Source organism: Piscinibacter sp. HJYY11 (assembly GCF_016735515.1).
In the GTDB taxonomy this organism is placed as follows: Bacteria; Pseudomonadota; Gammaproteobacteria; order Burkholderiales; family Burkholderiaceae_C; genus Rhizobacter.
This window is the reverse complement of the sequence record NZ_JAERQZ010000001.1, coordinates 1,388,073-1,410,806: the sequence shown is the minus strand read 5'-3', so window position 1 is coordinate 1,410,806 and position 22,734 is coordinate 1,388,073. Positions and strand designations below refer to the sequence as shown.

At 65.6% G+C, this 22,734-nt stretch carries 24 protein-coding genes, 3 tRNA genes and 1 pseudogene; 15 read left to right on the top strand and 13 right to left on the bottom strand.

Annotation, left to right across the window (positions count from 1 at the left end; all coding sequences use genetic code 11):
* Positions 1-26: 26 nt before the first annotated feature.
* The 14 genes and pseudogenes from truA to JI745_RS06320 all read left to right on the top strand — a co-directional run.
* Positions 27-815 carry a tRNA pseudouridine(38-40) synthase TruA gene (truA, locus tag JI745_RS06385; RefSeq protein WP_201804718.1) on the top strand — a complete coding sequence of 263 codons (789 nt, stop codon included), beginning with the start codon at positions 27-29 and terminating at the stop codon, positions 813-815.
* Positions 816-822: 7 nt separating this feature from the next.
* The gene (locus JI745_RS06380) at positions 823-1,470 is read left to right on the top strand and encodes a phosphoribosylanthranilate isomerase (RefSeq protein WP_201804716.1); all 648 of its coding nucleotides are present in this window, start codon (positions 823-825) and stop codon (positions 1,468-1,470) included.
* A 14-nt stretch (positions 1,471-1,484) separates the two neighbouring features.
* A complete protein-coding gene (gene trpB, locus JI745_RS06375) occupies positions 1,485-2,729 on the top strand; it encodes a tryptophan synthase subunit beta (RefSeq protein ID WP_201804715.1) in 1,245 nt (414 codons plus the stop codon).
* Entirely contained in the window at positions 2,729-3,556 is an 828-nt protein-coding gene (gene trpA, locus JI745_RS06370; RefSeq protein WP_201804713.1) for a tryptophan synthase subunit alpha, read from the top strand. Before trpB ends, trpA begins: the two co-directional genes overlap by 1 nt.
* The gene (accD, locus tag JI745_RS06365; protein ID WP_201804712.1) at positions 3,553-4,425 is read left to right on the top strand and encodes an acetyl-CoA carboxylase, carboxyltransferase subunit beta; all 873 of its coding nucleotides are present in this window, start codon (positions 3,553-3,555) and stop codon (positions 4,423-4,425) included. The genes trpA and accD overlap by 4 nt, the downstream gene beginning before the upstream one ends.
* A 69-nt stretch (positions 4,426-4,494) precedes the next feature.
* Positions 4,495-5,796 carry a bifunctional tetrahydrofolate synthase/dihydrofolate synthase gene (gene folC / locus JI745_RS06360; RefSeq protein WP_201804710.1) on the top strand — a complete coding sequence of 434 codons (1,302 nt, stop codon included), beginning with the start codon at positions 4,495-4,497 and terminating at the stop codon, positions 5,794-5,796.
* Between the two features lie 69 nt (positions 5,797-5,865).
* The gene (locus JI745_RS06355; RefSeq protein WP_201804708.1) at positions 5,866-6,651 is read left to right on the top strand and encodes an SPOR domain-containing protein; all 786 of its coding nucleotides are present in this window, start codon (positions 5,866-5,868) and stop codon (positions 6,649-6,651) included.
* 11 nt (positions 6,652-6,662) lie between these two features.
* Entirely contained in the window at positions 6,663-7,181 is a 519-nt protein-coding gene (locus JI745_RS06350; protein WP_201804707.1) for a CvpA family protein, read from the top strand.
* Positions 7,182-7,200: 19 nt separating this feature from the next.
* Positions 7,201-8,724 carry an amidophosphoribosyltransferase gene (gene purF / locus JI745_RS06345; protein WP_201804705.1) on the top strand — a complete coding sequence of 508 codons (1,524 nt, stop codon included), beginning with the start codon at positions 7,201-7,203 and terminating at the stop codon, positions 8,722-8,724.
* Positions 8,725-8,731: 7 nt separating this feature from the next.
* A complete protein-coding gene (gltX, locus tag JI745_RS06340; RefSeq protein ID WP_201804704.1) occupies positions 8,732-10,123 on the top strand; it encodes a glutamate--tRNA ligase in 1,392 nt (463 codons plus the stop codon).
* A gap of 75 nt (positions 10,124-10,198) precedes the next feature.
* Positions 10,199-10,274, top strand: a tRNA-Ala gene (locus JI745_RS06335).
* 55 nt (positions 10,275-10,329) lie between these two features.
* Positions 10,330-10,405: transfer RNA gene (locus tag JI745_RS06330), tRNA-Glu, on the top strand.
* Between the two features lie 38 nt (positions 10,406-10,443).
* Positions 10,444-10,520: transfer RNA gene (locus JI745_RS06325), tRNA-Asp, on the top strand.
* 333 nt (positions 10,521-10,853) lie between these two features.
* Positions 10,854-11,021, top strand: a pseudogene (locus JI745_RS06320) (fumarylacetoacetate hydrolase family protein); the annotation flags it as partial.
* A 44-nt stretch (positions 11,022-11,065) separates the two neighbouring features.
* Here JI745_RS06320 and JI745_RS06315 read toward each other — a convergent pair.
* From JI745_RS06315 to JI745_RS06265, 11 genes are all read right to left on the bottom strand, one after another.
* Positions 11,066-11,563, bottom strand: a complete 498-nt coding sequence (locus tag JI745_RS06315) for a hypothetical protein (RefSeq protein WP_201804703.1) — start codon at positions 11,561-11,563, stop codon at positions 11,066-11,068.
* Between the two features lie 80 nt (positions 11,564-11,643).
* Positions 11,644-12,234, bottom strand: a complete 591-nt coding sequence (locus JI745_RS06310; protein ID WP_201804702.1) for a TetR/AcrR family transcriptional regulator — start codon at positions 12,232-12,234, stop codon at positions 11,644-11,646.
* A 54-nt stretch (positions 12,235-12,288) separates the two neighbouring features.
* A complete protein-coding gene (locus JI745_RS06305; protein ID WP_310738501.1) occupies positions 12,289-13,521 on the bottom strand; it encodes an MFS transporter in 1,233 nt (410 codons plus the stop codon).
* Positions 13,514-15,388, bottom strand: a complete 1,875-nt coding sequence (gene arsN2 / locus JI745_RS06300; RefSeq protein WP_201804700.1) for an arsenic resistance N-acetyltransferase ArsN2 — start codon at positions 15,386-15,388, stop codon at positions 13,514-13,516. Before arsN2 ends, JI745_RS06305 begins: the two co-directional genes overlap by 8 nt.
* A complete protein-coding gene (locus JI745_RS06295) occupies positions 15,382-15,861 on the bottom strand; it encodes a MarR family winged helix-turn-helix transcriptional regulator (protein ID WP_201804698.1) in 480 nt (159 codons plus the stop codon). Before JI745_RS06295 ends, arsN2 begins: the two co-directional genes overlap by 7 nt.
* A gap of 110 nt (positions 15,862-15,971) precedes the next feature.
* Entirely contained in the window at positions 15,972-16,679 is a 708-nt protein-coding gene (locus JI745_RS06290; protein WP_201804697.1) for an MIP/aquaporin family protein, read from the bottom strand.
* 1 nt (position 16,680) lies between these two features.
* Complete coding sequence (locus JI745_RS06285; protein ID WP_201804696.1) at positions 16,681-17,187, bottom strand: arsenate reductase ArsC; 507 nt, start codon at positions 17,185-17,187, stop codon at positions 16,681-16,683.
* A gap of 9 nt (positions 17,188-17,196) precedes the next feature.
* Positions 17,197-17,694, bottom strand: coding sequence for an arsenate reductase ArsC (locus JI745_RS06280; RefSeq protein WP_404932800.1), 498 nt, complete (start codon positions 17,692-17,694; stop codon positions 17,197-17,199).
* A 9-nt stretch (positions 17,695-17,703) separates the two neighbouring features.
* Positions 17,704-18,183, bottom strand: a complete 480-nt coding sequence (locus JI745_RS06275) for an ArsI/CadI family heavy metal resistance metalloenzyme (RefSeq protein WP_201804695.1) — start codon at positions 18,181-18,183, stop codon at positions 17,704-17,706.
* A gap of 13 nt (positions 18,184-18,196) precedes the next feature.
* Positions 18,197-18,520, bottom strand: coding sequence for a helix-turn-helix transcriptional regulator (locus JI745_RS06270; protein WP_201804693.1), 324 nt, complete (start codon positions 18,518-18,520; stop codon positions 18,197-18,199).
* Positions 18,521-18,580: 60 nt separating this feature from the next.
* The gene (locus JI745_RS06265; RefSeq protein WP_201804692.1) at positions 18,581-19,363 is read right to left on the bottom strand and encodes an SDR family oxidoreductase; all 783 of its coding nucleotides are present in this window, start codon (positions 19,361-19,363) and stop codon (positions 18,581-18,583) included.
* Between the two features lie 211 nt (positions 19,364-19,574).
* On the opposite strand from JI745_RS06265, the gene JI745_RS06260 reads away from it, so the two are divergent.
* Positions 19,575-20,480, top strand: a complete 906-nt coding sequence (locus JI745_RS06260; RefSeq protein ID WP_201804691.1) for a LysR family transcriptional regulator — start codon at positions 19,575-19,577, stop codon at positions 20,478-20,480.
* Positions 20,481-20,545: 65 nt separating this feature from the next.
* On the opposite strand, the gene JI745_RS26895 is transcribed toward JI745_RS06260, so the two are convergent.
* Both JI745_RS26895 and JI745_RS26725 read right to left on the bottom strand, forming a co-directional pair.
* Positions 20,546-20,875 carry a S41 family peptidase gene (locus JI745_RS26895; RefSeq protein ID WP_404932843.1) on the bottom strand — a complete coding sequence of 110 codons (330 nt, stop codon included), beginning with the start codon at positions 20,873-20,875 and terminating at the stop codon, positions 20,546-20,548.
* 184 nt (positions 20,876-21,059) lie between these two features.
* On the bottom strand, positions 21,060-22,601 hold the full coding sequence (locus tag JI745_RS26725; protein WP_201804689.1) for a methyl-accepting chemotaxis protein: 1,542 nt from the start codon (positions 22,599-22,601) through the stop codon (positions 21,060-21,062).
* Positions 22,602-22,734: the final 133 nt, after the last annotated feature.

The window sequence follows — 22,734 nt, the reverse complement described above, 5'->3', positions numbered from 1 at the left end:
GCTGATCGGCGGCGCACAGGCGTGACATGAGGCTGGCCCTGGGAATCGCATACCGGGGTCAGGCCTACGCGGGCTGGCAGAGCCAGCCCGGTGGCAACACGGTGCAGGACCATCTTGAATCGGCGCTGTCGCATTTCGCGGCCGTGCCGATTCGCACGTTGTGTGCAGGCCGCACCGATGCGGGTGTTCACGGGCTCAACCAGGTCGTGCACCTCGACGCGCCGGTCGAGCGCGAGCCGTTCTCCTGGGTCCGAGGGACCAACCGCTACCTGCCGCCTGACATCGCCGTGCAGTGGTGCCGCGAGGTCGACGACAGCTTTCATGCTCGCAACAGTGCACGCGGGCGCCGCTACACCTATGTGTTGCTCGAATCACCCGTCCGGCCGGCCATCGAGCAGGGCGCTGCAGGTTGGGTGTTCCGCGCCTTGCAGGCCGAGCCGATGCGTGACGCTGCCCAGGTCCTGCTCGGCGAGCACGACTTCAGCAGCTTCCGCTCGGCCGAGTGCCAGGCGGCATCTCCCGTCAAGGAATTGCGCGCCATCACCATCGCCCGCCACGGCGCCTACTGGCGCTTCGACTTCGACGGCTCGGCATTCCTCCACCACATGGTCCGCAACATGATGGGTTGCCTGGTCGCGATCGGCAGCGGGCAGCGGCCGGCAGACTGGATGCGGGAGGTGCTGGCGGCACGCTCGCGCGATGCCGCGGCGCCGACCTTTGCGGCGGCAGGGCTCTACTTTGTCGGGCCGTACTACGATGCCAGCCTGGACCTGCCGGCCCACACGCCGGCGATCGACTGGCTTCCCCACGCATGAGCCACGCATGAGCACCCGCACCCGAATCAAGATCTGCGGCCTGACCCGCGAAGCCGACCTCGACGCAGCCGTCGAAGCCGGCGCCGATGCCGTCGGCTTCGTGCTGTATCCAAAGAGCCCGCGGCATGTGACGGTCGACCGCGCGGCGGCGCTGGCCAGTCGGCTGCCTCCCTTCGTCACACCGGTCGTGTTGCTCGTCAATGCTTCGCCCGGTGAACTGGCGGGTGTGGTCGAGGCCCTCCCGGATGCGATGCTCCAGTTCCACGGCGACGAAACGCCTGGCCAATGCCGCGAGGCTGGCAGGCCTTTCCTGCGGGCCGCACGCATGGCGCCAGGGTTCGATTTGCTAGACTTCGCGCACCAGTATCCCCATGCCCAGGGCCTGTTGCTCGACGCGCATGTCGAGGGTTATGGTGGCAGCGGAAAGGTCTTCGATTGGTCTCAGATTCCCACAAACGTGCCCCGTCCAGTCGTTTTGTCTGGTGGGTTGCATGCCGGAAATGTGACCCAAGGGATTCTTCAGGTACGGCCCTCGGCCGTTGACGTCAGTTCCGGCGTCGAGGCTGCCAAAGGCATCAAGGATGCCGCAGCCATCCGCCGGTTTTGCGAGGCCGTCCGCGACGCGGATGCGCGCATCGCAGACTCAGCCACCTGAAAAGCGAGACAACCATGTTGAACTACCAGCAGCCCGACGCCCGCGGGCACTTCGGGCCGTATGGCGGCACTTTCGTCGCCGAAACCCTGATCCACGCCCTCGACGAGCTCAATGCCGCCTATGAGACGGCGCGCAAAGACCCTGCGTTCATCGCCGAGTTCGAGCACGAGCTCAAGCATTTCGTCGGCCGTCCGAGCCCTGTCTACCACGCGGCCCGCCTGAGCCGCGAGCTGGGCGGCGCGCAGATCCACCTGAAGCGCGAAGACCTGAACCACACCGGCGCGCACAAGGTGAACAACACCATCGGCCAGGCGCTTCTCGCCAAGCGCATGGGCAAGCCGCGTGTGATCGCTGAAACCGGCGCCGGGCAGCACGGTGTGGCCACGGCCACCGTCTGTGCCCGCTACGGCATGGAGTGCGTGGTCTACATGGGCAGCGAAGACGTGAAGCGCCAGTCGCCGAACGTCTACCGCATGCACTTGCTGGGCGCGCGGGTGGTGCCGGTGGAGAGCGGCTCCAAGACGCTGAAGGACGCGCTCAATGAAGCGATGCGCGACTGGGTCACGCACATCGAGAACACCTTCTACATCATCGGCACCGTGGCCGGCCCGCACCCGTATCCGGCGATGGTGCGCGACTTCCAGCGCGTCATTGGTGACGAGTGCCTGCTGCAGATGCCCGAGCAGATCGGCCGCCAGCCCGATGCGGTGATCGCCGCGGTGGGCGGGGGCTCGAACGCGATGGGCATCTTCTACCCGTACATCCAGCACGAGAAGACGCGCCTGATCGGCGTTGAAGCCGCAGGGCAGGGGCTCGAATCGGGCAAGCACTCGGCCAGCCTCAGCAAGGGCTCGCCCGGCGTGCTGCACGGCAACCGCACCTACCTGCTGCAGGACGACAACGGCCAGATCACCGAGACGCATTCCATCTCGGCCGGCCTCGACTACCCCGGCGTCGGCCCCGAGCACGCGTACCTGAAGGACATCGGTCGCGCCGAATACGTCGGCATCACCGACGACGAGGCGCTCGCCGCCTTCCACCGCCTGTGCCGCACCGAGGGCATCATCCCGGCGCTCGAGTCTTCGCATGCCGTTGCGCAAGCCATCAAGATGGCCCCGACGATGAAGCCCGACCAGCACCTCCTCGTCAACCTCTCCGGGCGTGGCGACAAGGACATCGGCACCGTGGCCGACCTCTCCGGCGCCGAATACTTCGACCGCCCCTCGCAGGCCGGCCGCACGGTGAAGGGGGCCAGGTGATGAGCCGCATCCAGGCCGTGTTCGCAGCGCTTAAGGCGCAAGGCCGCAAGGCGCTGATTCCTTACGTGATGGCCGGCGATCCGTACCCCGACGCAACGGTCGAGGTCATGCTGGCGATGGCGAAGGCCGGCGCCGACGTGATCGAGTTCGGCGTGCCCTTCTCTGACCCGATGGCCGATGGCCCCGTGATCCAGGCCGCCGGCGAGCGCGCCTTGGCCAAGGGCATCGGCATGCCGCAGGTGCTCGAGTTCGTGCGCCAGTTCCGCCGCAGCAACGACACCACGCCCATCGTGCTGATGGGCTATGCCAACCCGATCGAGCGCTACGACCAGCGCGCGGGCGAGGGGGCATTCGTGCGCGACGCCAAGTCGGCCGGTGTCGACGGCGTGCTGGTCGTGGACTACCCGCCCGAAGAATGCGAGGCCTTTGCCACGCAGATGCGAGCGGCAGACCTCGACCCGATCTTCCTGCTGGCGCCCACCTCCACCGACCAGCGCATCAAGGACGTCGCCCGGGTCGCCACCGGCTTCGTCTACTACGTGTCGCTCAAGGGCGTGACGGGCTCCGGCGCGATCGACACCCAGTCGGTGGCCGACAACCTGCCGCGCATCCGCGCCCACGTGAAGGTGCCGGTCGGTGTCGGTTTCGGCATACGGAATGCCGAGACGGCCAAGGCTGTTGGCGCAGTTTCGGATGCCGTCGTGATTGGCGCCCGCATCGTGAGCCTGCTCGAAACCCAAACGCGCGACAATGTCGCTTCCGCCGGCGCGGCGTTCATCGCCGAGATCCGCGCGGCCCTCGATTCCCTGAAAGGAGTTCCCGCATGAGTTGGCTTGAAAAACTGCTGCCTCCGAAGATCCAGCAGACCGACCCGGCCGAGCGGCGCACCGTCCCCGAAGGCTTGTGGATCAAGTGCCCGTCCTGCGAGACGGTGCTCTACAAGAACGACCTCGAGCAGAACCTCAACGTCTGCCCCAAGTGCGCCCACCACCACCGCATCGGTGCACGTGCGCGCCTCAATGCCTTCCTCGACGGCGAAGGCCGCTACGAGATCGGCCAGGAGGTCGTGCCGGTCGATGCGCTCAAGTTCAAGGACAGCAAGCGCTACCCCGATCGCATCAAGCAGGCCATGGAAGCCACTGGCGAGACCGATGCCCTCGTGGTGATGGGCGGCGCGCTGCACACCATCCCCGTGGTCGCAGCCTGCTTCGAGTTCGACTTCATGGGGGGCTCCATGGGCTCGGTGGTCGGTGAGCGCTTCGTGCGCGGCGTCGAGATGGCCGTCGAGCAGAAGGTGCCCTTCATCAGCTTCACCGCCACCGGCGGCGCCCGCATGCAGGAAGGTCTGCTGAGCTTGATGCAGATGGCCAAGACCAATGCGGCCATCACGCATCTGTCGAAGAGCAAGCTGCCCTTCATCAGCGTGCTGTGCGACCCGACGATGGGTGGCGTGTCGGCCAGCTTCGCCTTCATGGGCGACATGGTGATCGCCGAGCCCAAGGCGCTGATCGGCTTCGCCGGCCCGCGCGTGATCGCCGACACCGTGCGCGAGAAGCTGCCTGAAGGTTTCCAGCGCGCCGAGTTCCTGATGCAGACCGGTGCCATCGACGCCATCGTCGACCGTCGCGAGCTGCGCACCGTCATCGCGAAATCGATCGCCATGCTGCAGCGGCAAAGCGCGGACGCGGTGGCCTGATCGTCACGGCCTCAACGCGACAAGGGCGGCCTCGGCCGCCCTTGTGCATTCCAAACCTCCTTCAATCCCATGACCCTGCCCACCACGCTGGCCGAATGGCTGGACCACTGCGAGCGCCTGCACCCCAAGAACATCGACATGGGCCTTGCGCGCAGCGAGGAGATGAAGCGCCGCCTGAACCTCGATTTCAAGGTGCCGGTCATCACCGTGGCAGGCACCAACGGCAAGGGCTCGACCTGCACGATGATCGAGTCAATCGGCCTCCACGCCGGCTACAAGGTGGGCCTCTACATCAAGCCCCACTTCGTGCACTTCGAAGAGCGCTGCCGCGTCAACGGGTCGATGGTGTCGGCTGGCGATCTGCTGCCGCACTTCGAGGCGGTGGAGAAGGCACGCGGTGACATGCCGCTGACCTATTTCGAGTTCACGAGTCTCGCGATCTTCCGGCTGCTGTCGATGGCCGAGCTCGACTTGGTGATCCTCGAAGTCGGCCTCGGCGGCCGGCTCGACACGGTCAACGTGATCGACACCGACTGCGCCGTCATCACCAGCATTGCGCTCGACCACATGGAGTACCTCGGCCCCGACCGCGAAGCCATCGGCCGCGAGAAGGCCGCGATCATGCGGCCGGGCAAGCCGGCGATCTTCAGTGACCCGGTGCCGCCGGCCAGCGTGGGCGACCACGCGAAGAGCATCGGCGCAGACCTCTGGCAGATCGGCGTCGATTTCAATTTCGCAGGCGACAAGCAGCAGTGGGGCTGGGCCGGCCGAGGCCGTCGCTACAGCGGCCTGGCGTACCCGGCGCTGCGCGGTGCGAACCAGCTGCTCAATGCATCGGGCGCGATCGCGGCGTTTGAAGCCTTGCGGGATCGCCTGCCGATCAACGCTCAGGCGATTCGCAGCGGCCTGGCCACGCTCGAGTTGCCGGGCCGCTTCCAGATCGTGCCTGGCCAGCCGACGCTGGTGCTCGACGTGGCCCACAACCCGCATGCCGTCGGGGCGCTGTTCGAGAACCTCGACCAGATGGGCTTCTTCCCTCGCACCCATGCCGTCTTCGGTGTGATGGCCGACAAGGACATGGCGGCCATCCTCACGCGCATGGCGCCGCTGGTGGATCACTGGTACTTCTGTGACCTGCCGATCCCGCGCGCGGCGCCTGCGCAGCAGCTCGCCGACCTGCACCGTGCGCTGCAGCTGAAAGGCCCAGGACCGGTCACCACGTCGATGCATGCAAGCCCGTCCGAAGCCCTTCGAGCCGCGGTCGCTGCTGCGGACCCCACTGATAGAATCGTGGCCTTCGGCTCGTTCTACACCGTGGGCGGCGTGCTCAAAGATGGCCTGCCTCGGTTGTCTGCCAAGCACCTCAGCTGATCTGCATCCGTCAGGCCCTTGCGGGCCCCGAAGCTCGACAGTCCTCGAGCCACTTCGAACCAGCACTGCATGGGTCTGCTGTCATTTCTGAAGCGCAAGTCTGGCGATCCTGCCGTGAGGCCGGTGGGTCTGCCCGAGTCGGCCGATTCGGTGCAACAAGCCCGCACCCGTGCGCGGCAGCGCCTCGTCGGCTCGGTGGTGCTGGTCGCGGCGGGCGTGATCGGCTTCCCCTTGCTCTTCGAGACGCAGCCCAGGCCCCTGCCAGGCGACACGCCGATCGAGATCGCCCGCAGGGATGGCGGTGCACCTGCGACTGTGCCAGTCCGCACCACGCCCGCTCCGAGGGCACCCGCTGCAACGCCGCCCTCGGCCGTCGTCACCGAGACCCCTGCGGAAGCGGGCCGCGAAGTGGCTGCCGCTTCTGCGGTGCCCGTCACGCCTGCGCCTGAAGTCAAGCCGGAGCCCAAGCCGGTGGAGCCGAAGCCGGCCGCCGAGCCGAAGCCCACACCCAAGCCGGAACCCAAGCCAGAAGCCAAGCCAGAAGCCAAGCCGGCTGCCGAAGGCGCGCGTGCGCAGGCGTTGCTGGAAGGCAAGCCAGCAGCGTCCAAGCCAGCTGCGACCGCCGATGGACGTTTCATCGTGCAGGTCGGGGCCTTCGCCGAAGTCACGGCGGCACGCGAAGCGCGCCAGAAGGTCGAGAAGCTTGGCCTCAAGACCTACACCCAGGTGGTCGAGACCTCCACCGGCAAGCGGATCCGCGTGCGCGTCGGCCCGTTCGCGTCGCGCGACGAGGCCGAGAAGGCTTCCACCAAGATCAAGTCGGCCGGCCTCAGCTCGGCGGTCTACACCCTCTGACCACACAGGCCATGCAATGGGTGGACATCGCCATGCTGGGCATCCTGGCGATCTCGGTGATCGTCGGGATGGTGCGTGGCTTCGTGTTCGAAGTGCTGTCGCTCGTCGGCTGGCTGGTGGCGTATCTCGTGGCCCGCTGGTTTGCGGCCGACGTTGCGGTGCACATCCCCGTCGGCAAGCCCGGCTCGGCGGTCAACCATGCGGTGGGCTTCGTGGTCCTGTTCATCGCGGCGCTGCTGTTGTGGGCCATCGTGTCGCGCTTGCTGCGCTTCCTCATCCAAGCGTCGCCGCTCAGCCTTCCGGACCGGGCGCTCGGCGCGGCCTTCGGGCTTCTTCGCGGGCTGGTGCTGCTGCTGGCGGCGGCGACTGTGATCACCGTCACGCCGCTCGCGAAATCGCCTGCCTGGCAAGCCTCGCAAGGGGCACAGTGGCTCCATTCGGCACTGGACGGCTTGCGTCCGCTGCTTCCATCCCAACTTTCGACCTATCTTCCGAACCGCGCCCCGGCCTCGTCAGGCGGAGCGCGGTGATTCCCAAGGATTTCTGATCATGTGCGGCATCGTCGGTGTCATCTCCAAGAGCCCGGTCAACCAGCTGATCTACGACGCGCTGCTGCTGCTGCAGCACCGCGGTCAAGACGCTGCGGGTATCGTCACGATGCAGGGCACCAAGTGCTTCATGCACAAGGCGCGGGGCATGGTGCGCGACGTGTTCCGCACGCGCAACATGCGCGCGCTGCCGGGCCCGGTCGGCTTGGGGCAAGTGCGCTACCCGACCGCGGGCAATGCCTACAGCGAAGAAGAGGCGCAGCCGTTCTACGTGAACGCGCCGTTCGGCATCGTGCTCGTGCACAACGGCAACCTCACCAACGCGTTGGCGCTGAAGGAAGAGCTCTTCGCCATCGACCGCCGTCACATCAACACCACCAGCGACACCGAGGTGCTGATCAACGTGCTCGCGCATGAGCTCGAGCTGGCCGCACGTGACTTGCCGCTGTCGCCGGATGAAATCTTCAAGGCGGTAAGCGCCGTCCACAAACGCATCAAGGGCTCCTATGCGGTGGTCGCGCTGATTGCGGGCCATGGATTGCTGGCGTTTCGCGACCCGTACGGCATCCGCCCGCTGATATTCGGTGAAAGCCAGACGGCTGACGGCCGTGAGGTGATGGTGGCGAGCGAATCGGTCGCCATCGAAGGCACCGGCCACACCGTGACGCGCGACGTGGCACCGGGCGAGGCCATCTTCATCGACCTCGAGGGAAAAGTGCATGCGAAGCAATGCGCCGAGACGCCGACGCTCAACCCGTGCATGTTCGAGTTCGTCTATCTCGCACGGCCCGACTCCGTGATGGACGGCATCTCCGTCTACCAGGCCCGTCTCAACATGGGCGAGACGCTGGCGCAGCGCGTGATCTCGACCATCCGCCCAAACGAGATCGACGTGGTGATTCCGATTCCCGAGTCGAGCCGGCCCTCGGCGATGCAGCTCGCGCAGAAGATCGGCAAGCCCTATCGCGAAGGTTTCGTGAAGAACCGCTATGTGGGCCGCACCTTCATCATGCCGGGACAAGGCATGCGCAAGAAGTCGGTGCGCCAGAAGCTGAACACGATCGGAATGGAATTCAAGGGGCGCAACGTGCTGCTGGTCGACGACTCCATCGTCCGGGGGACGACGTCGAAGGAGATCGTGCAGATGGCGCGAGACGCCGGCGCTCGCAAGGTCTACATGGCCTCGGCCGCGCCGCCGGTGCGCTTCCCGAATGTGTACGGCATCGACATGCCGACGAAGGAAGAGCTGATTGCCCACAACCGCAGCATCGAGGAAATCCGCGAATTCATCGGTGCCGACGCGCTGATCTACCAGGATGTGGACGCGATGAAGAAGGTGGTGAGTGCGCTCAACGGCAAGCTCAGCGGCTTTGAGGCCTCGTGCTTCGATGGCCACTACGTGACGGGCGACGTCTCCAGTGCCGACTTCGACGCCATGGCGTCGCAGCGCTCGTCACAACCCGAAGAGGAAGAGGGCAGCGACCGCACACGGCTCGCCCTGCAAAGCGCCAATGAGCGTTCCTGAACACCGCATGACCCAAAAGATTCGCACCCGCATCGCTCCGTCGCCGACCGGCTTCCTGCATCTCGGCACGGCCCGCACCGCCCTCTATTCGTGGGCCTACGCGCGCCACCATGGCGGCGAGTTCGTTCTGCGCATCGAAGACACCGATGTCGCACGCTCCACGCAAGACTCCGTCGACCAGATCCTCGCCTCGATGAAGTGGCTCGGCCTCGAGTACGACGAAGGCCCGGTCTACCAGATGAAGCGGCTCGATCGCTATCGAGAAGTCGTCGACCAGATGATCGCGAAGGGCCAAGCCTATCGTTGCTACACCACGCCCGCCGAACTTGATGCGATGCGCGAGGCGCAAAAGGCTCGCGGTGAGAAGACCCACTACGACGGTCGCTGGCGCCCGGAGCCCGGCAAGGTGTTGCCCGCGCCCCCGGCGGGTGTGCAGCCGGTCATCCGCTTCGCCAATCCGAAGGATGGCACCGTCACCTGGGACGATCTCTGCAAGGGCCCGATCACGATCTCTAACCACGAGATCGACGACCTCATCATCATGCGTGCCGATGGTGTGCCCACCTACAACTTCGCGGTGGTAGTCGACGACTGGGACATGCAGATCAGCCACGTCTTCCGCGGCGACGAGCACGTCAACAACACACCCTGGCAGATCAACATCTTCAACGCGCTTGGCGCGCCGCTGCCGCGGTTCGGCCATGTGCCGGTGATCCTTGGCGATGACGGGCAGAAGCTGTCGAAGCGCCGGGGCGCCGTGAGCGTCACGGCCTACGAGGAGAACGGTTTCCTGCCCGAAGGGATGCTGAACTACCTCGCTCGCCTGGGCTGGAGCCACGGTGACGAAGAGCTTTTCACCCGTGAGCAGTTCATCTCATGGTTCGACGGCTCACACCTGTCGAAGAGCCCGGCGCAATGGGACGCCGCCAAGCTCGCCTGGGTCAATGCGCACTACATCAAGACGATCGACGAGCAGCGCCTGTCATCGCTCGTGGTGGACCAGTTGAAGCGCCGTGGCATAGAGGCGTCGGTCGCGGCGGTGGCCCGCACGGTGCCGCTCTTCAAGGACCGTTGCAGCACCACCGTCGAACTGGCCGGCTGGGTGGCGATGTATTTCGCCGAGGTGTCGCCCAGCGCCGAAGACCTGGCAACCCACGTGACCGACCTTGTAAAGCCTGCGATTCCTACACTGCGCAGCAAGCTTGAAGACGCCGAGTGGGCCAAGCCCGCCATCGCCGCCGCCATCAAGGAAACGTTGGGCGCCCACGGCCTGAAAATGCCCCAGCTTGCGCATGCCGTGCGCGTACTCGTGTGTGGCCGCGCGCAAACGCCGTCGCTCGATGCAGTGCTCGAACTGTTCCCCAAAGACACCGTTCTTTCGCGTTTGCAGGGCGTCTGAATTTCTGTCTATAATCGCGGTCTCGCTTGAACAGTGTGACTCGTTGAAGTTTGCAGAAGTTTTGCAAAAGACCACGGGGGTATAGCTCAGCTGGGAGAGCGCTTGCATGGCATGCAAGAGGTCAGCGGTTCGATCCCGCTTACCTCCACCAACCAAACGGTGGCGCACAGTTCAAGAGAATCTCGGAAGAGATTGCGAAGGTTTAAGTCCCCTTCGTCTAGAGGCCTAGGACACCACCCTTTCACGGTGATTACAGGGGTTCGAATCCCCTAGGGGACGCCAAGTTTGATGGCGCTTGTGCAGAGATGCAGAAGCCATCTGGAGTGGTAGTTCAGTTGGTTAGAATACCGGCCTGTCACGCCGGGGGTCGCGGGTTCGAGCCCCGTCCACTCCGCCAACGAAATCGACGGGTTAGCGCGAAAGTGCTAACCCGTTTTTCTTTGCCATTTTCCAAAATTTGAAGAAGTTGCGCGCAAGCGGCTTGCCACCGAGCTGCGCTGCATGTTTCCGAACGGACGAACCCCCATGCGGTGGTTCACCCACAGTTCTTCCGTCGGCCCGTTCACACCGTGAGTGCAGGTGGCCGATGGACTGCGACCGGCACGTTGTGCGGTGGTCGGGCCGCGCGTTGGGCGAACCACTGCTGGCAGCCGGTCATGCGGGGGTGCTGCGCGCGGTGGCGGAGCTGTTTGGCATTTGCGCAACCTTCCAACCCTCCGGCACCTGAAAAGCGCCGCATCGCCTCAGCTGCTCCAAGCTGCGGGACGCGTACTGGACCATTGCCCAACTGGCGGCACACCACACGGTCAACGGCTGCAACCTGCGGCCAGGCGGCCTGCTGGGAACGGGCACGCTCTCCGGTCCCTTGCCCGAGCAGGCCGGCCCCTTGCTGGAGCTCTGCGCGCTCGCCGGCGTTGCGCACGAGTCGCCACGCCCGGATGGTCACTCGACGCGTTGTCGGTTCGACAGGATCGCACGGCACTGCATCACGAATCCGGCGATGAAGAGCACCAGCAGCGCCAGCAAAGCCTTGCCCACGAGCGGATCGTCCGGGCCGGTGGCAATGGGGTGCGCAACAGGCAGGCGCTTGAGCGTTTCAACAGTGCCCGGCACGAGCAGCAGGAAGAAGCTGAACGAGGGACCGAGGGTCTCCAGGAACGGGCGCAGCCTTCCTAGGAAGGCGAGTTGCGGCACGAGCAGGCTCGACAGGGCGGCCACCAGTGCCAGTACGCCCAGCAGATGCCCGGGGTTGAGGCCACCGGTGCTGGAGAGTCCGAACGAGGTGACGACCGACAGGGCCAGTCCGACCAAGTAGAGGCGTCCTGAGGTTGTGCCGGGGTGGATTCGGCCGAAGCGGACGAAGCCGTACAGCCCGGCGCCGAGGGGCAACAAGCTGATGAGGGTGTGGGCGACGCCTAGCGTGGAAAGGGAGTTTGGCATGATTAACAATCTACTAGTTGGTTGGGTGGGTGGGCAAAATGCGGACTTCCGCTCCGTGCCGGACGAAGGGAACCGGTGGGTCAGGACGACTTGACCAGCGCGCGGAGTGCGGGCTGTACGACGGTGTGGAAGGCCCCGGCGTCACCGAGCGCGCGTGCGACGAGCATCGCGCCGTGCACGACGGCCATCAGCGAGCGTGCCTCGCTCGCTGCGTCTTGTCTGAGCTGGATGCGCCCGCGGCGTGCGCCTTTCGTGAGCACTGACTCGAGCCAGTCGCTCAAGCCCTCGAAATGCGCCCGCACTTCTACGGCGACCTCCTCGGGGACGGTCGGTAGCTCGGTGGCGAGCATGGCGTTGATGCAGAAAGGCGGAGCGTTGGTGCGGATGCATTCGGCCCAGTGGTCGACGTAGGCGTTGAGCGTGGCCACGGGATCGCCGAGCTGGCTCTCCAGCTGGGCCAGGCCCTGCATCATCTGTTCGCGGTGCTGCACCACCACGGTCTTGACCAGTTGGGCTTTGCTCGGGAAATGGTGGTGAATGCTGGCCTTGGTGATGTTGACCTTTGCTGCGAGGTCGGCGTAGCTGAAGCTGTGGTACCCCCCGGCAGTGAGCAGGGCCCGCGTGCGCGCGGCGATTTCCTGAGCCTTGGGAGAGAGTTCTTCGGTGAGCATGCCTCCATTCTACTAGTTGGATGGGAAGGTATCAAGAGCGACCATCGGGAATCGTCATGAACGTCCCCTCACGATGACGTCAGCGCGTTCCGGCGAGCGAGTGCGCAACGTCAACGTGAAGAGTCCTGCCGATGCCGCCGCAACGGCTGCCAGGAGCCAAACCAGCCCCGAGCCACCAGTCGACACCGCAATGACCAGCGAAGCGGCGATCGGCCCCGCCGCCTTTGCCACAAGCACCGGCGTCGCCATCGCACCGTTGACGGTGCCGTAGTTCTCCCGCCCATACAGCTCGGCTGGAATCGCACCACGCACAATCGTCATCACGCCGTTGCTTGCGCCATAGAGCAGCGCAAAAGCTGCCAGGCCCGCCATCTGGCCGCCCAGCACCGCGAGGAGCGCGAGCGCCACCGGTAGGAGCCACATGGCCAGCATGCCCACCCGTGCGGGATGAATCTTCGACAAGAACACGTACTCCATGATCCGCCCGAGCACCTGCATCGGGCCGATGAGCGCACCAATCCAGGCCGCCTGAGCGAGCGTCAGGCCCTTGTCCTGCAGCAGCGAGATCAGGTGCACCGACATCGCCGAGAACACCAAGGCGTTGCCGGTGAAGGCAAGGCAGAGCCAATAGAACCTGGAGTCTCTGAGCACCGATTGAAGTGCGGTGCGGTCCACTGGACGCTTGCCGCCGGTGGCTTCGGCGGACAACGTTCGTCCAGACAGCATGAGCAGGTGCACCGGCGCACAAACCACCAGGTTGAGGAGACCAAGCACCATCAAGGCACCTTGCCAGCCGCGACCTTCAATCAGCCATTGTGTGAGCGGCCAGAAGACCGTGCTCGCAAAGCCACCGAAGAGCGTGAGCGCGGTGATCGCCTTGCGTTGCCCTTCGCGAAAGACCTGCCCAAGCACCGCAAAGGCAGGGTCGTACAGCGTGGCCGCCATCGCCAAACCCAGCCCGACGAAGACCGAATACAGCTGCGCCACCGACTGCACATGCGCGAGCGCCACAAGGCAGGCTGCCCCCAGCACGGAGCCCGCGGCCATGACCCAGCGGCCGCCATGTCTGTCGACCGCCGACCCGACCGGCGCCGAGGCCAGGCCGGCGACGAGCAGGGCGATGGAAAACGCGCCCACGATCGTCGGCTTGTCCACCGCCACAGCGATGGCCAAGGGGTCGATCAGCAGGGAGAACGCGTAGTAAATCGATCCCCAGGAAATGATCTGGGTGATCCCGAGCCCCAGCACGACCCACCAGGTCGACCGCGCGTTCGCCGTGTCAGCCACAGCAGCGCACCTTCGGCTCCACCCGGGCCTTCGGTGCCCCACAGCCGCATCCGGCTTCGCCCTGCGCCTTCTTGGCCTCATCGAGCGCGCAGCATGCCGTGGCGTCCGCTTTGGCGGGGCCGCCGCAGCAGCCGCCGCCAGCGGTCGTCTCCACCGGGGTACTGACGCTGCAAACCCCCGTCTCCGGAAGGTCGAGTTCCACCCGGTCGGCCACGGCGAGGTCATTGTCGAGCGCGGCCACCACCGAGCGCGCCTGTTCGTAGCCCGTGGCCATCAGGAACGTGGGCGCACGGCCATAGCTCTTGACGCCGATGGCATAGAAGCCGGCTTCTGGATGGGCCAGCTCCCGGTGGCCATGCGGCCGCACCGTGCCGCAGCTGTGCAGGTTCGGATCGATCAGCGGCCCCAGGGCTTCTGCGGACTCGAGCCACGGGTCCAGTTTCAGGCGCAGTTCGCGCGTCAACGTCAGGTCGGGGCGTTGTCCCGTGGCGCAGATGATCTCGTCGATACCGGCCACATGCACTGCCTGGCCTTGCGCATCGAGGCCTTCCACGCTCAGCTGCCGCCCCTCGCGCCGCAGCTCCGTGATCCGAAGGCCGCTCAGGAACTCCAGGCCTCCGCGATCACGCAGCCGACGGAGATCGCTTCCCAGCTTGCCGCGGGCCGGCAAGGCGTCAGCAGCACCGCCTCCGAACACGCGCGTGAGGCTGGGCGTTCGCACCGACCAGGCAAGTCGGGTGCCGGGAACGGCGTTCGACAGTTCGGCGAGGCCGAGGAGCGCGTTGGCTGCTGAATGCCCGGCACCCACCACCAGCGTCCGTTTGCCGGCGTAGCGCGCGCGGTCGCGCCCGAGGACGTCGGGGATGCCGTAGAAGATGCGGTCGGCCAGCTCCGCTTCACCGATCGCGGGCAGACCATTGGCCCCCAGCGGGTTCGGCGTCGACCAGGTGCCGGTGGCGTCGATCACGGCGCGTGCCCGGAATTCGATGGAGTGGCCGTTCTGCCATGCCCGGATCACGAACGCGGCCGCCTCTCGTCCAACGCTCTTCACCTTGTCGAAGCCCTCGCGGCTGATGGACTGCACGCGGGTGTTGAGGTGCAGAGCTTCGGCCACCTGTGGCAAGGCTGCGAATGGCTTGAGAAGCCGATCGACGATCTCATGGGCGAGCGGCGCGTCATCCAGCGCAGGCGGTGCCCAGCCGGTCGGCTCCAGCAGTGCCGACATGGCGGCGTCGATGTTGTAGCGCCACGGCGAGAAGAGCCGGACATGGCCATAGTCCACCAGGCTCGCTCCCACACCAGCACCGGCCTCGAGGACGATGAGCGGCATGCCGCGTTCAATCAGCCGGGCCGCGGCGGCCAGACCGACCGGGCCCGCGCCGATGACGGCGACCGGAAGGGTCCCGTCTGGCTGGCGGGTGGCGTGGAGGGTGAGGGCCATCAGCGCGGCGCTGTCCGGGCATGCGCCCTGGAACTCGGCCGAGGCCTTCAGCGCCTGATGGGCACGGTCGCGTGCAACGCGCGAGAAGCCGAAACCTTGAAAGTAGTCCGGAGCCGAGGTGGTCAGCAAGAACACCTGGCGGATGCCGCGGCGCCTGGCCTGGTCGAGCACCGTCGACACCAGCAGGCGGCCCACGCCTTGGCGGTGCAGGCCCGGTGCCACGGCCACCGAGCGCAGCAGCGCGACGTCGCCGTAGACCTCGGCGCCGGCCACGCCGATCACTTCGGTGCCCTGGTGCGCGACCACGAAGGTTTGCAGGTGTTGCTCGGCGCCGTCCAACGGCAGCTTGTTGGCGCGCAACAGCGCTGAGATGGCAGGCCAGTCGGCGGTGCCGGCCTGGCGAAGAGACACAGTGGAAGTCAACATTTGGATTCCCTTTTGCTGGCCGGCGCGATGCAGCAATTGGCGGCGGTGTCTTCGCGCAAGGCCTTCATCAAGATCAGGAGTGAGGCCCGGACCGTTTTGCGTTCCTCGTCGCTGAGAGAACTCATCAGTTGCTCGGCATGCTGGTCCAGGGTGGCGTTCAGGTCATGGACGGTTTGCTCGCCGTCGTCGGTGAGCGTGACGAGCCAGCTTCTTGCGTCGAGCGGGTTCGGCTCCTTGGTGACCAGTCCACGCTCCACCATCGCATCGACGGCGCGTGACACCCAGCTCTTCTCGAGCATCACTCGTGTGCCCAACTCCGACAGCGGTAGCGGGCCGCTTCGGCCGAGCTCGGTCAACAGATGACACTGGGTGTTGGTGGTGCGGCAGCAATCGGCGACGACGCGCTGGGCGCGTGTGTAGAGGCGCGCCACCTCCCGAAGAATCTCGCCCGCGTCGCTCTTGAGGGGTTTCATAAGGTTGTGTGTAGCAACTAGATGAGCGCAAGTTTGGCTCCCTTTTGATGGTTGTCAATAGCATCTATCTGACCGACAGAACGGTTGCGGCCCTCACGGAGCCACGTTGGCTACGCCTCGTGGATCTGCTGGGCGCTCGTGTCCAGCGCCTGCTCGCGCGCGGGCGCTGTGGATTCGGTCGCGCTCAAGGCACGGTGGATCAGCACCCCGATGCCCGCTCCAACCAGCTCGGCCAGCATGAAACCCGGCGCGCTGCTGGGCGCGATGCCAGCAAAGCTGTCGCTGAACATGCGGCCGAATGCTGCGGCCGGGTTGGCGAACGAGGTCGACGCGGTGAACCAGTACGCCGCGCCGATGTAGCAGGCCACCATGGCTGCACCGCGGCCAGCGGGCGCGCGCAGGATGACGAGGAGCAGCCCGGCCGTGGCGACCGCTTCGGCGATCCACTGGCCCATGCCCGTGCGCAGCTTGGTCGAGAACTGGAGGATGCTCATGTCGAACATTGCATGCGCCAGCCAGGCACCGAGCATGGCGCCGAGGAGCTGCGCTGCGATGTACAGCACCAGGACGCCGGCCGGGAGCTCGCCCCGCCAGGCCATCACCGCGCTGACCGCCGGATTGAAGTGGGCACCGCTGATGGGGGCGAAGACCTCGATCAGGATGTAGAGGCCGCCCACCGTGGCCAAGGTGTTGGCCAGCAGCGCGACGGCGACATTCCCACCGGACAGGCGCTCGGCCATGATGCCGGAACCGATCACGACGGCCAGCAGCAGCGCGGTTCCGAGCGCCTCTGCAGCAAGCTTGCGGGGCAGGTCCATCTCAGTTCCTCGAGATGTCGAGCAGCGCACGCTGCAGGTCGGCCTTGACCATGCTTTCGAGCGGCAGCTGCAGCAGCTGGAGCATCCGGTAACCGATGGCCTGGCGTGTCAGCTCGAACGCCCGGCGCTTGCCCTCGTCGCCGCCCTCGGCGTTTGACGGGTCCGGGTAGCCCCAATGCACCTTGACCGGTTGGCCGCCGGTGCCACCGAAGAACACGGGGCATTGCTCAGCCGCGGCGCTGTCGCACACCGTGATCACGATGGACAGAGGCGGTGCACCGTCCTGGCTGAATTCGTCCCAGCTCTTGCTGCGGTAGCCGGCGGTGTCGACGCCGGCAGCTTCAAGGGCTTCGATGGCGAACGTGTTGATGCGGCCACTCGGGGCGCTGCCGGCGCTGTGGGCTTGGACGTCTCGGCCGAGCTTCTTCGCCCAGTGGTTCAGCATGCCTTCGCTCAAGACGCTGCGCGCCGAGTTGTGTGTGCAGAGGATGAGGACGTGGGTGGTCATCTTGGTGTCTCAGGCTTGCTTGCCAATGTCGCGGACAGCGTGCTGCAGCGATAGCTTGTCCAGGGTGGTGAAGGGAAGGGAAAGCATCAGTTCGATGCGCCGCTTGAGCAGCACGGCCGCGTCGAGAAAGGCTTGCTGCTTCTGGGCATCGCTGCCCTCGACCGCCGCCGGATCGGGCATGCCCCAGTGGGCGGTCATCGGCTGGCCGGGCCAGACCGGGCATGCTTCGCCGGCGGCTTGGTCGCAGACGGTGAAGACGAAGTCGAGTACAGGGGCGTCGGGGCGGGCGAATTCTTCCCAGCTCTTGCTGCGATAGCCCTCCGCGGGAAGCTTGAAATGCTGCAGGGCGGCCAGCGTCATCGGGTGCACGGCGCCCCGAGGCGAACTGCCTGCGGAGAACCCCTTGAAGCGATCGCGCCCGAGGTGGTTCAAGAAGGCTTCGGCCAGGATCGACCGTGCCGAGTTGCCGGTGCAGATGAAGAGGACGTTGTAGGGACGGTCAGCCACGATCGGATCTCAGCAGCAGGAGGAACGGGCGGCTGCGACGGGAATACCGATCGGCTTGCCGCGGGTGGTGGTGGCACAGCAGGCGCTGGGCTCGACCGAGGGCTGCGCAGTCTTCTCGCTGAAGACGGGAATGTCACCCAGGGTGTGGAAGTGCTCCCAGGCGACGCCTTGAGGGTCTGTCACCCAGTGCTTCTCGCTGCGCGCGTAGCAGCAGCTCGTTTCGCCGCTGTCGGAGACGACCAGGTCGGCCGCGTCGGCGCGCCGCTTCAGTTCGTCCAGCTCCTCGGCGCTGTCGGTCTGGAAACCCAGGTGGTCGACGCCAGGCTTGCTGCCGCGGGTGGAGATGGCGAAGTTGATGCGTGGGTCGTCCAGCATCCACTTGGCGTAGTCGTCCTCGGTACGTGTTGGCTGAGCGGCGAAGAGCTTGGAGTAGAACGCGATGCTCTGCGCCAGGTCGTCGACGTGAAGGTGAACGTGGAATCGCTTCATGGTGTCTCCCTGGTCAGCAATCGCAGGATGTGGTGGTGGCTGGCAGGCAGGCCTCGCCCTGGCAGCAGTTCTCGGTCAGGAAACCCAGCAGCCCGTTCATGTGCTCGAACGAGGCGCGGTAGATGAGGTTGCGGCCTTGGCGCTCCTGAGTGACGAGGCCCGCGTTGCTGAGCTCCTTCAGGTGGAACGACAAGGTGGCGGCGGGCACGTCGAGGTGCTCGACCATCGTGCCGGGCGTGATGCCCTGCTGGCCGACCACGACCAGGGCACGAAAAATCTTGAGGCGCAGGTCATGGGCCAGCGCGGCGAGGGAACGAACGACGTCTTTTTCTTCCATCGTTCGAGTATATTGGAATTTAGGAACCATGGGGTCAACCATGGCCCCATGTCCCGAGGTCTATACGGTGGGCACCGTCCCGCCATCGATGACGTGCTCCGAGCCCGACACCGATGCCGCACGTGGCGATACCAGGAAGGTGATCAAGTCGGCAACCTCCTGCGGTTTGGCGGGGCGGCCAACCGGTATGCCGCCGAGCCAGTCCATGACGAGCTTCTTGCCGCCCTCGTAGTCGGTGCCTGCCTGGGCTGCCATTCGCTCGGCGAACACGACCGAGGCTTCGGTCTCGATCCAGCCTGGCGAGACGCGCAGGACGCGAACCCCTTTCGGCGTGACCTCCTTCGACAAGGACTTGCTGTACGTGGACAGGGCCCCCTTCGCCGCGGCATAGGCGGTCGTCGACTCCGGAAGCGGCAGCACACGCTGGATCGAGGTCACGTGCAGGATCACGCCCGCACCTTTGGCCAGCATGGCCGGCAGCAGCGCACGGTCCAGGCGAACGGCGGACATGAAGTTGAGGTTCAGCTCGTTGAACCAGACCGCGTCATCCAGGGCCGCGAAGCCGCCGGCCGGGGCGGTCGATCCTCCGAGGGAATTGACCAGGATGTCGACGCTGCCCCAGCGCTGCAGGACCTCGCCCGCCAGCTTCCTCACGCCTTCCGCGGTCGTCAGGTCGGCCTGGATGTAGGTCACGCCTTCCTGGGGGTGCTCGGGCGCGGAGCGCGCCGTCGTCATGACCTGCGCTCCGGCCTCGTGAAGGCTCTTGACGAGAGCAGCGCCCAAACCCTTGGTGCCGCCGGTCACCAGCACACGCCGCCCTGTGAGTTGGAGGTCGAAGCTCATGCTGCGACCTCCAGCGTTGCGATCAGGCCATTCTCGAGGCAAAAACGGTAGGAGGGTTCGGCCGCAAAGTACGCGGCGACCGGCGCGGGAAGGGTCAAGGTGTGCATGTGGATGGCTCCGTAGGGGTGAATGACGGACCGAAGGATGCGCGCCGGGCGGTATTTAGTGAATGGCCTAGAATTTTGATGAGCTATGTTGAAAAGAGTACATAATGCGCGGGTCTGATTTCGCCGAGTTGAAGGCCTTTGCCGCCGTGGTCGAACGGGCGAGCTTCGCGCGGGCTGCGGAGCACCTGGGCCTTTCGCCGTCTGCACTCAGCCAGACCATTCGTCAGCTGGAAAGCCGGCTCGGCGCGCGCCTGCTCAACCGGACGACTCGAAGCGTCGCGCCCTCGGCCAGCGGCGAGCGGCTCTACAAGCGCATCGCCCCCTTGTTTCGGGAAATGGACGCCGCAGTCGCCGAAGCCAGCGAGGCCACAGGGCGGGTCACGGGAACGCTTCGCATCAACACCCTGGGCATCGCCGCCAGAAACGTCATTGCGCCGCGGCTTTCACGCTTTCACCGGGCATATCCAGACGTCGTGCTCGACATCGTGGTCGACGACGCGCTGGCCGACATCGTGGTCGGCCGGTTCGACGCGGGTATCCGCGTGGGAGGGCGGCTCGACAAGGACATGGTCGCCGTGCGCCTCACCCCCGACCTGGACATGGTCGCCGTGGCGTCGCCCGAGTACCTCGCGCGTCGAGGTACCCCCAGAACACCCGCCGACCTGCATCGCCACGCCTGCATCAACTGGCGGCTGCAGATGGACGGCAGGCACTATCGGTGGGAGTTCCAGAAAAGAGGAAAGCGACTCGAAGTGGCGGTCGATGGCCCGGTGGTCACCAACCACCCGGACATCGGCGTCGCGGCTGCGGTGAACGGGCTCGGCATCGCCTATCACTTCGAGCGCGATGGCGTGGCGGATCTGTTGGCGCAGGGGCGGCTGGTCCAGGTCCTCGCCGACTGGTCGATCTCGCGCCCAGGGCTGTTTCTCTATTACCCAAACCGGCAGCACCGGCCGGCCCTTCTTGGCGCGTTCATCGACTGCTTGCTGGACAAGGACCTGGCCGGGTAGGCGTATTCAGCAGCGGCGACGACCGGCTCTCGGCGACGAGACCGGTCCGGACTGATTCCAGCCCGTCAGCGCTCTTTCGGCTCAGGACGCGATGCTCGGGAAAGAATGCGTGCTCCCGCCTCGATCGACGCATCACCGGGGGCACCAAACTCCAAGTCCGCTACATCAGGGGCATGCACGTCGACCGCCAGCCCAGACCCCAGCCAACCCGCCCCGAGTCCAGACTCCATGCGTGCCGTTTGGAGACGAATGGCCGCGGCGCCATCGAGCACAAAGCGAGTGGCAACGAGACCGAAGCCAGGCGTCGGTTCCCCGACGAGCTTTGCACCACGGCGCTCGCGCAGAACCTGTGCCAGGGCTTCTGCCCCACCGGCTGTGCCACGATTTACCAACACAACGAGCGGCACAGTTCAAAGCCACCGCGGCGTCGCCGCGTCAATGCTCTTGATCGTCTTGGGGCCAATCTTCTTCACCAAGGTGAGCAGGTGGACTTCAGGTTCGCCAAAGAACGATGCAACCTTGACCTGATCTCGCGCCGGCATTGAACAACCAGCGGCGCGTCAGGTACGGGTCAAGCGTTCATGCTGCCAGCTTGAAGACGGAGACGGATTCCTTGAGCAGGCCCGCACGGTCCTTCAGGACTTCCGCCGATGCGGCGCCTTGTTCCGCCAGCGTGGCATTCTGTTGCGTGGCCTGGTCCAGCTGGGTCACGGTCTTGCCGATCTGGTTCACACCATCGCTCTGCTCTTCGCTGGCCAGGCTGATCTGCGCCACGATGTCGCTCACGCGCTTGATGGCCTCGACGATTTCGGTCATTCGGCCGCCGGCTTGGTCCACGAGGACCGTGCCGCGTTCCACCTGGTCCACGCTTCCGTGAATCAGCGCCTTGATCTCGCGCGCGGCCGTTGCACTGCGCTGCGCGAGGCTTCGCACTTCCGAAGCCACGACGGCAAAGCCACGACCCTGTTCGCCCGCGCGTGCGGCCTCAACAGCGGCATTGAGCGCCAGGATGTTGGTCTGGAACGCGATGCCGTCGATGACCGAGATGATGTCGCTGATCTTCTTTGAGCTGCTGTTGATATCGCGCATCGTCTGGACGACTTCGCTGACCACCTCGCCGCCTTGGCTGGCCGTGCGGCTCGCGCCAGCCGCGAGCTCATTGGCAAGGCGTGCGTTCTGAGCATTGTTGCGGACGGTCGCGCCCAGTTGATCCATGGTGGCTGCGGTCTCCTGCAAGGCTGCTGCTTGTTGTTCGGTTCGGCTGCTGAGGTCGCTGATCCCGGACGCGATCTCGGACGAAGCGCTCGAAACACCGTCCGCGTTCTCGCGCACGCTGTGCAGGATGTGCTTGAGGCGCCCCTGCATCTCGTTCAAGGATCGCAGCAGGACGCCGGTTTCGTCTTGAGCGTGTGACTCCACGAGCACCCCGAGATCACCAGCCGCAACCCGCTGCGTGGCGGCGAGCGCCACGCCGATTGGACGGGTGATGCTGCGGGTGATGAAGAAGGAGAACGACGCGCCAATGCCAAGGGCAAGCAGCCCAAGGGCCAGGATCAGATTGCGGCTGTCTGTGTTGGTCTCGTCGATCTGGGCCGCCGCGGCGTCAATGCTGGCACGCTGCTGGTTGAGCAGCTCTTCGACATGACTGAGGAATGCCGCGGTGGCGGGGGTGAAGACGTCCGCAAAGATCTTGGCGGCGCCTTCCATGTCGCCAGCCTTCTTGAGCTGGGAGATCTCGTCACGTGACTTCAGGTAGATCTTGCGCTGATGCGAAATCTTCGCGAACAGGGCCTGCTCTCCGGGCGTGCGGAGCAGTCCTTCAATCTGCTTCTTATAGTCGCCGGAGGCCTTCGACGACGCCTTCGACTCTTCCGCAAAGAAGTCCGCCAGGGTTGAGTCGGAACTCTTCACGATGGCAGTCGTGCGGCGGACGCCAGTCTGAATGTTGCGGTACCAGTCGCCGATCAGCCGCTCCTTGGTCAAGGGCTCCTTCATCATCTCCGCGGTATCGACGGAGGTACGCTGCAGGCGCCACAGGCCCAAGAGGGTGATCATGGCCGTCAGAACGAGTACGAGGCCAAACGCCAGCGACAGACGCTGGCCAATCGAAAAGCGGTCCATGTTGTGTGCCCGGGGGCTGCGTTCACCAGCATCGTCTATCGGTGCTTCAGCGTTCAACTGAAGGCGGGGATGCTGCAGTGCGTCAAAAACGTGCAATGCGTCACGATGGTCAACTCCCGACTGAGTGCCGTCT